The sequence below is a fragment of the Streptomyces sp. 796.1 genome, from assembly GCF_047525675.1.
Lineage (GTDB): Bacteria > Actinomycetota > Actinomycetes > Streptomycetales > Streptomycetaceae > Streptomyces.
The window spans coordinates 41,621-50,127 of record NZ_JBLIWA010000050.1 but is presented as its reverse complement, the minus strand read 5'-3'; the positions used below and the strand labels follow the sequence as shown (position 1 = coordinate 50,127).

Here is an 8,507-nt window from a genome sequence, read left to right as displayed (position 1 = left end):
GCCGGGCCGGCCGCTCCGCCGGCTGAGCGGCGCGGGGCCCGGCGGATGGCCGAGGCACCCGCCGCCGCGGGCGGCCGGGGGCGGCTGACGGTCGGTCTGGCCTGGGCGTTGGTGCTGGTGGCGCTCTGGCTGTGGGGCAAGGGCAACGACCCCGGCGCCGGCGCGACACCGACCACCGGCGACGTGGCCGCGGTCGGCCGCCCCGACGCCCACGCCCTGCCCTCACCACACGGGCCCACGCCACACAGGTCCACCGCCTCGCACCGCCCCACTCCACACGGCCCCACCACCTCGCGCGGCGCCGCGCCCCGGGTGCTGGACATCGCCGGCGCGGGCGTGCGCCACGCGCCCGTCGTCGCCCGCGGCCTCGACGCGGCGGGCGCGGTCGAGCCGCCCCCGTACCGGCGGCCTGGCGACGTCGGCTGGTACCGGGCCGGCCCGCCGCCGGGCGCCGCTGGCGTCGCCGTCCTGGTCGGGCACGTCGACACGGAGTCGGGACCGGCCGTCTTCCACGACCTCGGCACCCTGCGGCCCGGCGCCGCGGTCCGGGTCACCCGGGCGGACGGCACGGTGGCCGAGTTCGCGGTGGAGGAGGTCGCCGTCGTCCCCCGCGCCCGCTTCGACGCCCACCGCGTCTACGGCCAGGCCCGCCCCGGCCGCGCCGAACTCCGCCTCATCACCTGCGGCGGCACCTTCGACCGCGCCACGCGCACGTACACCGCCAACGTCGTCGTCTTCGCCTATCTGACGGGGGTACGGGACGCGGTACGGGGGTGAGGGGCGGGCGAGCCGCCATGTCGCCGCGGGTTCGCGGGGCCCGCGCGCGGTACAACAGGGTGCCTACCTACACGTGCGCGCAGGGACGGTGTGGAAGCTGTGGATCGACCGAACGTGCCCCGTGGGGAGAGCGGCGCCGCCCCGTACGACACGCCCGACGCCGAGCCCGCAGCGGACGCCGCGGCCGATGGCACGGCCGACACCCCGGCCGACACCGCAGCCCGCCCCGCCCCCACAGCCGCCCGCCGCAGACCGCCCACCCCCGGCCAGCACCACAACGGCCCCCACCACAACGGCCCGCACCACAACAGCCCGAACCACGGCTCAAACCGCCATCCGTGCCCCGGCCGGCGCCCCGGCCCGTACCGCACCACCCCGAGACGCCAGCGCCTCGCCCGTACGGCCACCTGGGTCGGGGCAATCGCCGCGGTGGCGGTGCTGGTGCTGGCCGGGTGCGGCGGAGGGGACGAGCGGCGGGCGGAGGGCGCGCCGATGGGGCCGGTCGGGCAGCGGCCCGTGTCCACCGTCCCGTACTGGGTCAATCCGCAGACCAACGCGGCCAGGCAACTCGCCGCGTACCGGGCGGCGGGGCGCAGCACCGAAGCCGAGCTCATGGCGCAGATCGCCCGGCAGCCGATCGCGGAGTGGATCGGTGCTGACGACCCGGAGGGGCGGGCCCGCCGGTTCACCGGGGCCGCGGAGGCCGCCGGCCGGGAAGGGCTGCTGGTGCTCTACAACATTCCGCACCGGGACTGCGGCCAGTACTCCAAGGGCGGCGCGCGCGACGGTCGGGCCTACCGGCACTGGGTGGAGCAGGTCGCCGCCGGCATCGGGGACCGCCGGGCGACGGTGGTCCTGGAGCCGGACGCGCTGCCGCACGTGGAGGACGGTTGCACGCCCGAGCGGTTCCACCGGGAGCGGTTCGCGCTGCTCGCCGCGGCCGTCCACCGACTGCGCGCGCTGCCGCACACCAAGGTCTACCTGGACGCCGGCAATCCGCACTGGATCACCGACGTCGAGCGAATGGCCGACCCGCTGCGCCGCGCGGGCATCGAGGAGGCCGACGGGTTCGCACTGAACATCTCCAACTACCAGACGACGCGCGAGAACACGGCGTACGGGAAGCGGCTGTCCGACCTGCTCGGCGGCAAGCACTTCGTGATCGACACCAGCCGCAACGGGCGCGGTCCGGCGCGCGGCGGCGACGACCCTCAGGCGTGGTGCAACCCCGGCGAGCGGGCCCTCGGCGAGCCCCCCACCACGCGCACCGCCGACGAACGGGTCGACGCCTACCTGTGGATCAAGCCCCCCGGCGAGTCCGACGGCCCCTGCAAGGGCGGCCCGCAGGCCGGCGCCTGGTGGCCCGACTACGCCCTGGACCTGGCCCGCAACGCGACGGCGGACTGAACCCGTCGCACGGGTACCGCCCCTGGCGAGTACGAAACACCCCTGACGCGCCGGCCAGCCCCGAAGGGCCGGCCGGCGCTCGGTCATCCGCGACCGGAACGGAACGCGCGGAGCGAGCCGTCCCCCCGGGTCACGTCACGGCAGCGTGCGGACCGCCGCCGGCGCGCCCCAGGGCCAACCGTGCAGCGGCCGAACCCGATCCGGCGCCGGCGGCGCGAGCGGCCCGGTCGCCTTCAGGTAGCCGGTCACCGCGTCCGGCGTGGTGAAGTCGGTGCGGTGCCGGTTGCGGGTGTGGGCCAGCGGGGTGAAGCCCTCCTGGGTGCCGGTGGTGGTGAACTCGGCCGACGTGGTGTTGATGCGGTACGTGGCGTTCGGCTTGAGCGGCTTGCCGTCCACCCGGATCTGCCCGTACGGGATGCGGCTGTCGCGCGGCGCCTTCGGCTGGTACTTGTACGTGACGTTGCTGGACAGCGCCAGCGGCTGGAAGGTCTCCGGCAGCCGGGGGAAGCGCGCCTCGCACGAGCCCGTCGCGAACTGCGTGGTGTTGTCGCGGGCCAGGAGCTGACCGTCGTCGCTGAGGGTCGCGGTGGCCCCGAACACCGGGTCGGGGGCGGTGGAGAAGGTGCTGGAGTACAGCGTGCGCCCCGCGAGGTCGCGGACCGCGAGGTTGTCCACCCGCCCGCTCTCGCCGCCGCTGGTGCGCACGCCGATCCCGCCGCGGGCGAACTGCGTGTCGGTGCGCGAGTCGACCCGTACGCCGTCGACCCAGGTGGTGATCGTGCTGCCCTGGGCCCGGACCTTCACGTGGTGCCGGTCGCCCAGCTCGCCGGCCGGGATGACGGACGTGATGTCGGTCGCGGGCAGCACCTTCCACGCGCCGTTGACGTAGGCGTGCGGCCTGAGCAGGACACGGCCGGGGGTGGTCGTGCCGTTGATCTGCCACATGTAGTAGTTCTTCGCGTCCTGCTGGCGGAAGACGAGGCCGAGGGCGCCGCCGGTGTCGATGGTCAGGTCGGCTTCGACGCTGCCGTCGGACCAGGACAGGTCGGGGCGCCACTGGCACTGGAGCAGGTCGCGGACCTCGCGGCCGGTCAGTTCGCTGCTGAAGACGCCGGGGCCGAGACCGCCGCGGTCGTTGTAGATCCCCAGGTAGACGTCGCTGAACTTGACCTCGCCGGGCGCGTCGTCGGCACCGGCCGGGGCGTGGCTGATGTCGCGGAGCATCTGGTTCGGGGAGGCGATGCCGATGGCGGCGGGGGCGCGGTGGCCGGGCCGCCGCTGCCCGGCGTCGCGCTGCTCGGCGTCGCGCTGCCCGGCCCAGCGGAAGGAGTCGGCCAGCACGGTGCCCATGCTGGATTCGCCCTCGGGGTCCTTGGTCGCCCGCGTCAGGTCGCCCGTGATCTGCCCGATGGTCTCGGCCCGGCGCGCCGGGACCTTGTCCTGCCAGTACTTGGCGATCTTCTGGGCGCCCGGGTCGGGGGCGATGTCCTTGGTGTTGGGGACGTTCCTGGCCACCGTGCGGTCGCGCAGTACGTCACCGGTCGCGCGGTCGATCTGGAGGTTGATCTCGCTGATCAGCCGGCCGTGGTTGGCGGCTTCCACGATCGGGCGCGGGTTGCCGGCCGGGTCGGGGAGCGAGCAGTTGGTGGTGGCGTGCCAGTGGCCGGTGACGATGGCGTCGACGGCCGGGCTGATCTCCTTGTTCATGTCGACGACCGGCCCGGACGGGTCGGTGCACTCGTCGTAGCCACCGCGCTGGGTGAAGCCCTCGTGCATGACGGCGACGATCGAGCGGACGCCCTGCGCCTGGAGCCGGGCCGCGTACTTGTTGATCGCGGCGGTCTCCGACGTCACGCGCAACTGGTTCGGGGCGTAGTAGGAGAGCCCCTGCTCGATGGCGGTCTCGGTGGTGGTGTGGATGAACCCGACGGGGATCGTCCCACCGCGCCCGTCATCGACCTGCTCGACGTGGTACGGCTTGGAGATGAGGGCGCCGCGGCCGTCGAAGACGTTGGCGGAGTAGTGCTTGGCGTCCGAGCCGCGGAACTTCTTGCCCGTCGAGTCGGTGAAGCACAGGTCGCCGCCGAGCAGCTTGGGCGGGCAGGTGCCGTCTTCCATGTGCCGGAAGAAGTTGAGGCCGCGGTCCAGCTCGTGGTTGCCGATGGTGGAGAACTGGACGCCGAGGTAGTTCTCGAACTCGATCGTCGACTCGTTCCAGAACAGCGCGGCCTCGTTCGGCCAGCCCGAGTAGTCGTCGCCGTTGGCGAAGAGGATCGAGTTCTTCGCGGGCAGCCCGGCCTCTTCGCGCAACCGCTTGAGGTGCGCGGCGAGGTAGGCGCCGCCGCCGACCGTCTGCCCAGGCTGCCCCGCGTGGGCCCCGGGGACGGACTGCTTGTTGTCGGCGAAGTACCCGTGCAGGTCGGTGATCGAAAGAAGCTGTACGGGGACGGCGTCGCCGCCGCCCGAGGCGGCGGCCTCATCCGCGGCGGCGGGCGCGACGGCGGCGGCAGGAGCCGCGAGGGCCACGGCGACGCCGAGCGCCACCGCGATGCCGAGCGGTCGTTTTCGGCGGGATCTCAGTCGAGCAAACATGGAGTGGCCTCGGCCTTCCCTGGTCAACGGAGTGTGTCCGGGGCAGGAAAGCGGCTCCAGCGGAACCAGGCAGAACCGGTGCGTGAACACTCGATGCGGGCGCCGGTCGCGCGCTTCTGGCAGCCCCTGCGCGCCCCTTGACCCGGACCGAGCGAAGGACTGATGGTCACACGCAACTGAGCGCAACCGTCTCGACACGGGAGGCAGTCATGGCACTACTGTTCATCGGGATCGACCCCCACAGCGAAGAGGACAAGTGCCCGGCAGCTTGGGTGGACACCGAGATGAAGGGCGAGCCGGACATCATCTTCCAAGGTTGGCTGGCCGACGAGGAGACTCAGGCCGAGTGCCGGAAGAACAGCCACCACCCCGACGACGAGGCGGTCATTCGGATGCCGTACCGGATGATCGACATCATCAGGAAGGCATGCGATGCCGCAGAGCAAGCAGCAGTTGGTGACCTTTGAGGAGCTACTCGACTCGGCGACGCGCTGCGCGGCGCACCTTGAGATGCGGGACTCGTACGCGGTGGACTACGAGAAGTCCGGGTTCGCGGCTTGGAAGGACGGCCGGCGGCTCCGCCCTGAGGACCGTCAGTCCTGGTGGACTCCGTGGCTCGACCTCATCGCCCGCACCACGGCACGCGGCGTCGCGGTCCGCCGGGCTCGCGTCGTGTCCGAGCCGGTGAGTGAGTACACCCGCTTCTTGCACAGCGGCACCTTCAAGAACATCGCTGCCGGCGAAGAGGTCAAGTGGCTCCCGCGGCGGCAGGTGTCCGGCATCGCACTACCCGGAAACGACTTCTGGGTTTTCGATGACCACCTCGTGCGCTTCAACCACTTCAGTGGTGACGGGGACGACGCAGGTGTCGAGCATGTAGAAGACCCCGAGGTCATCCGGCTGTGTCGGCATGCCTTCGAAGCAGTGTGGGAGCGGGGCGTCCCCCACCAGGAGTACGAGGTCTAACCCAACCCACGGCATTACCGGGCAGCCAGATCATGTCTGTTATTCCTTCGTCCAACGCTCAAGCCGCTCGCGAAGCCTTGGCCGGCCGGCTCAAGGAGATAAGGCGGGACGCGGGGCTCACCGGGGGTGATCTGGCTGCTCGCTGTGGCTGGCACAAGGCGAAGTCATCGCGGATAGAGAACGCCAGGACGACGCCCTCGGACGCCGATATCAGCGCGTGGTGTGCCGCCTGCGGCGTACCGGACCAAGCCGCCGACCTCATCGCTGCCAACCGTGCTGTCGAGACCATGTACGTGCAGTGGAGACGGCTCCACAGAAGCAAGTCGCTTCGGCACATCCAAGAGGGCCGCGTGGCCCTGCACGAGCGCACCAGGCTGTTCCGTACGTACAGTTCCGATGTCGTCCCCGGGTTCCTTCAAACCGAGGGGTACGCGACAGCGGTCCTTCAGTCGGTCGTCTGGCTCAGAGACCTCCCGGACGACATCCCCCAGGCGGTAGCGGCCCGGCTAGCGCGGGCCCGGGTACTCCGTGAGGGCGATCACCGATTCGTCATGCTCATCGAAGAAGACGTCCTTCGACACCAGATGGGCGACGCCAACACCATGGCCCAACAGCTCAGGCACCTGTCGTCCGCGATGTCTCTGCCCTCAGTGAGCTTGGGTGTCATCCCGGTCAAGGGGCAGCGTCCCATTTGGCCCGTGGAGACGTTCAACGTCTACGACGACGAACAGGTGACCGTCGAGTTGCTCACTGCCAAGGTCACCGTGACCGCACCGAGCGAGGTCCGTGACTACCTCAAGACCTTCGCTGAGCTGCAAAGACAAGCCGTGTACGGCCGGCAGGCCCGGTCGCTGATCGCTTCCGCGATCCAAGCCCTCGGCTGAGATCTGCAACTCGCCGCAACTTTCTCGCACCGGGCATCGGCCTCTCCCTACCGTCTCCCCATGACCACGGACACCGAGGCAGCCGCACAGCAAGCCGCTGCCTCGGTGTCCGAACCAACCCATCAGGAAGGCCCACCATGTCCGACCTGTACGACCTCACTCTCGACGGTGCCCAGTTCGCCAAGGCGTGTGGCGGCAACACCCACCCCGACGGCGAATCCTGCGTGACGCTCGCCCGCATCGGCGACGGCGCCTGGGCCATGGGTGACAGCAAGCGGCCTGACGCCGAACCCTTGAGGTTCACCACGGCGGAGTTGCACGCGGCCGGTATCGACCCGACACGGTTCAACCTCGCGGCCTGACCCCCACCCCCACCAACAACGCAGGCACCGGCGGCCCTCTCCACGAAGGACGGGGCCGCCTTCCCCTTCCTCCGGACGGAAACATCAGATGCACGTCCACGGGTACCTCTGGACCGGCGAAAAGGCGACGTTCGACAAGGAAAGCGTCCGCCGCCCACCCCCCACCTTGCCCCCGACCACCACCAGCCCCGACGAGGTACAACAGCGCTACCGAGAAGCCGTGACCGAATGGAAGACCACAGACGTGCCCCCGATTGAGACAGCCCTGTGGCTACTCAAGCCACCCAGGCTGATCCGCAGCACCTGCCCCCACCCCCAGGAGGCAGCCAACTGGCTCGGGCAGCAACTCACCGCGCATGCACCCCGGTTCGCCTCACCACATGACAGCCACACCAGATGGCTAGCCGCCCTCAACACGTCCACCACCGAACAACTCACACGAGGGAGCGACGTCTCTCTCGGCTTCTACCTACGCGGCGCCCTGTTCCTGTCAGTGGCCCTCGTGACCTGCACCCCCAACCGCACCAAACCAGAACTCCCCTGCCCCCTGCGGTAGACCGCCGACTTGGCCCCCGACCGCGCACCCACCCGCCGGCGGCCCACCCGTACTACTCCACCTACTCCACCCCCTCGCCCCGCTCGCGCTCGACGCGCCGCTCCCGCTCCGTACGGTCCAAGTCGCCGCGGTCCAGGGCCGGATGGCCAGACGCCGGAAGGCCAGACGCCGGATGGTCAGCCCCCGGGAGGCCAGCCGCCGGGGAGCCGGGCTCCAGGTGGCCCGCCTCGCGCTCCTTGCGGAGGCGCTTGCGCTCCGCCTTCGCCTCGCGGCGGGCCTCCTTCTCGCGTTGGATGTCCACCTTGCGGCGCTTGCGTTCCACGCCCACGCCGCCCCAGATCGCCAGGCCCGTGACGGTCACCCGCGGTGCGCCCGGCGCGCCGTCGCCGGTTGCCTTCTGGTCGAAGCCGCCCATGATGCCGATGCCGGTCACGTTGACTTCGATGTCGGGCGGTACGAGCACGGAGACGCCGCCCATCAGCGCGAAGCACCGTACGACCACGTCCCGGTCCTCGAACCGCGCCTCGCGCAGGTCGATCTCGCCGCCGCCCATGACGACGACCGAGGTGAAGGCACGCGGCATGACCCAGCGGCCGGCGCGCTGGAAGCCGCCGAGTACGCCGACGCCCCAGCGCGACGTGGCGGGGGCGCCGATCCGCTCCGGCCAGGTCGGATCGGCGCCCTCGCCGGCTGCGGCCGGGCGGGCGGCGTGGTGGGCCAGCGCCGCGGGCACCGGCAGGTCACGCACCAGCGGCTCAAGGTCGGCGTGCGTACGGGCCGTGTACGCCGCCTCCAGCCGCTCGTCGAACTCCTCCATCGTCAGCCGCCCCTCGGCGACCGCCTCGCGCAACGCCTCGGCCACCCGTTCGCGCTCGGCGTCCGAGGCCCGCATCTCGGGGAAATCACCGCTCATATCGAACAGCCTACGCGGGCCCCCGGCGGCCCGTTCGGCCACTGCGGGCG

Annotated in this window: 9 protein-coding genes; 7 read left to right on the top strand and 2 right to left on the bottom strand. The window is 71.4% G+C overall.

Annotated elements, in window-relative coordinates; genetic code table 11:
- Window positions 1-45: 45 nt before the first annotated feature.
- Both ACMA1D_RS28300 and ACMA1D_RS28295 read left to right on the top strand, forming a co-directional pair.
- On the top strand, window positions 46-777 hold the full coding sequence (locus ACMA1D_RS28300) for a class F sortase (RefSeq protein WP_414726831.1): 732 nt from the start codon (window positions 46-48) through the stop codon (window positions 775-777).
- A 420-nt stretch (window positions 778-1,197) separates the two neighbouring features.
- Window positions 1,198-2,184 (top strand): glycoside hydrolase family 6 protein, encoded by a 987-nt coding sequence (locus ACMA1D_RS28295; RefSeq protein WP_414726830.1) that lies wholly within the window; start codon window positions 1,198-1,200, stop codon window positions 2,182-2,184.
- A 135-nt stretch (window positions 2,185-2,319) separates the two neighbouring features.
- Here the strand turns inward: ACMA1D_RS28295 and ACMA1D_RS28290 are convergent, their stop codons facing one another.
- Entirely contained in the window at window positions 2,320-4,776 is a 2,457-nt protein-coding gene (locus tag ACMA1D_RS28290; protein WP_414726826.1) for a 5'-nucleotidase C-terminal domain-containing protein, read from the bottom strand.
- A gap of 209 nt (window positions 4,777-4,985) precedes the next feature.
- Between ACMA1D_RS28290 and ACMA1D_RS28285 the strand changes: the two genes are divergently transcribed.
- From ACMA1D_RS28285 to ACMA1D_RS28265, 5 genes are all read left to right on the top strand, one after another.
- The gene (locus ACMA1D_RS28285) at window positions 4,986-5,243 is read left to right on the top strand and encodes a hypothetical protein (RefSeq protein ID WP_414726825.1); all 258 of its coding nucleotides are present in this window, start codon (window positions 4,986-4,988) and stop codon (window positions 5,241-5,243) included.
- Complete coding sequence (locus ACMA1D_RS28280) at window positions 5,209-5,742, top strand: DUF6879 family protein (RefSeq protein ID WP_414726824.1); 534 nt, start codon at window positions 5,209-5,211, stop codon at window positions 5,740-5,742. The genes ACMA1D_RS28285 and ACMA1D_RS28280 overlap by 35 nt, the downstream gene beginning before the upstream one ends.
- 32 nt (window positions 5,743-5,774) lie before the next feature.
- Window positions 5,775-6,626 carry a helix-turn-helix domain-containing protein gene (locus ACMA1D_RS28275; protein WP_414726823.1) on the top strand — a complete coding sequence of 284 codons (852 nt, stop codon included), beginning with the start codon at window positions 5,775-5,777 and terminating at the stop codon, window positions 6,624-6,626.
- 137 nt (window positions 6,627-6,763) lie between these two features.
- Window positions 6,764-6,988 carry a DUF397 domain-containing protein gene (locus tag ACMA1D_RS28270; protein ID WP_414726822.1) on the top strand — a complete coding sequence of 75 codons (225 nt, stop codon included), beginning with the start codon at window positions 6,764-6,766 and terminating at the stop codon, window positions 6,986-6,988.
- Between the two features lie 244 nt (window positions 6,989-7,232).
- Window positions 7,233-7,544, top strand: coding sequence for a hypothetical protein (locus ACMA1D_RS28265; protein WP_414726821.1), 312 nt, complete (start codon window positions 7,233-7,235; stop codon window positions 7,542-7,544).
- A 61-nt stretch (window positions 7,545-7,605) separates the two neighbouring features.
- On the opposite strand, the gene ACMA1D_RS28260 is transcribed toward ACMA1D_RS28265, so the two are convergent.
- On the bottom strand, window positions 7,606-8,457 hold the full coding sequence (locus tag ACMA1D_RS28260; RefSeq protein ID WP_414726820.1) for a DUF1707 SHOCT-like domain-containing protein: 852 nt from the start codon (window positions 8,455-8,457) through the stop codon (window positions 7,606-7,608).
- Between the last annotated feature and the right edge of the window lie 50 nt (window positions 8,458-8,507).

Excerpts from the sequence above, each read along its gene's own strand:
- ACMA1D_RS28290 (WP_414726826.1), bottom strand. The coding sequence starts at position 4,776 with ATGTTTGCTCGACTGAGATCCCGCCGAAAACGACCGCTCGGCATCGCG.
- ACMA1D_RS28285 (WP_414726825.1), top strand. The coding sequence starts at position 4,986 with ATGGCACTACTGTTCATCGGGATCGACCCCCACAGCGAAGAGGACAAG.
- ACMA1D_RS28275 (WP_414726823.1), top strand. The coding sequence starts at position 5,775 with ATGTCTGTTATTCCTTCGTCCAACGCTCAAGCCGCTCGCGAAGCCTTG.
- ACMA1D_RS28300 (WP_414726831.1), top strand. The coding sequence starts at position 46 with ATGGCCGAGGCACCCGCCGCCGCGGGCGGCCGGGGGCGGCTGACGGTC.
- ACMA1D_RS28260 (WP_414726820.1), bottom strand. The coding sequence starts at position 8,457 with ATGAGCGGTGATTTCCCCGAGATGCGGGCCTCGGACGCCGAGCGCGAA.
- ACMA1D_RS28280 (WP_414726824.1), top strand. The coding sequence starts at position 5,209 with ATGCCGCAGAGCAAGCAGCAGTTGGTGACCTTTGAGGAGCTACTCGAC.
- ACMA1D_RS28270 (WP_414726822.1), top strand. The coding sequence starts at position 6,764 with ATGTCCGACCTGTACGACCTCACTCTCGACGGTGCCCAGTTCGCCAAG.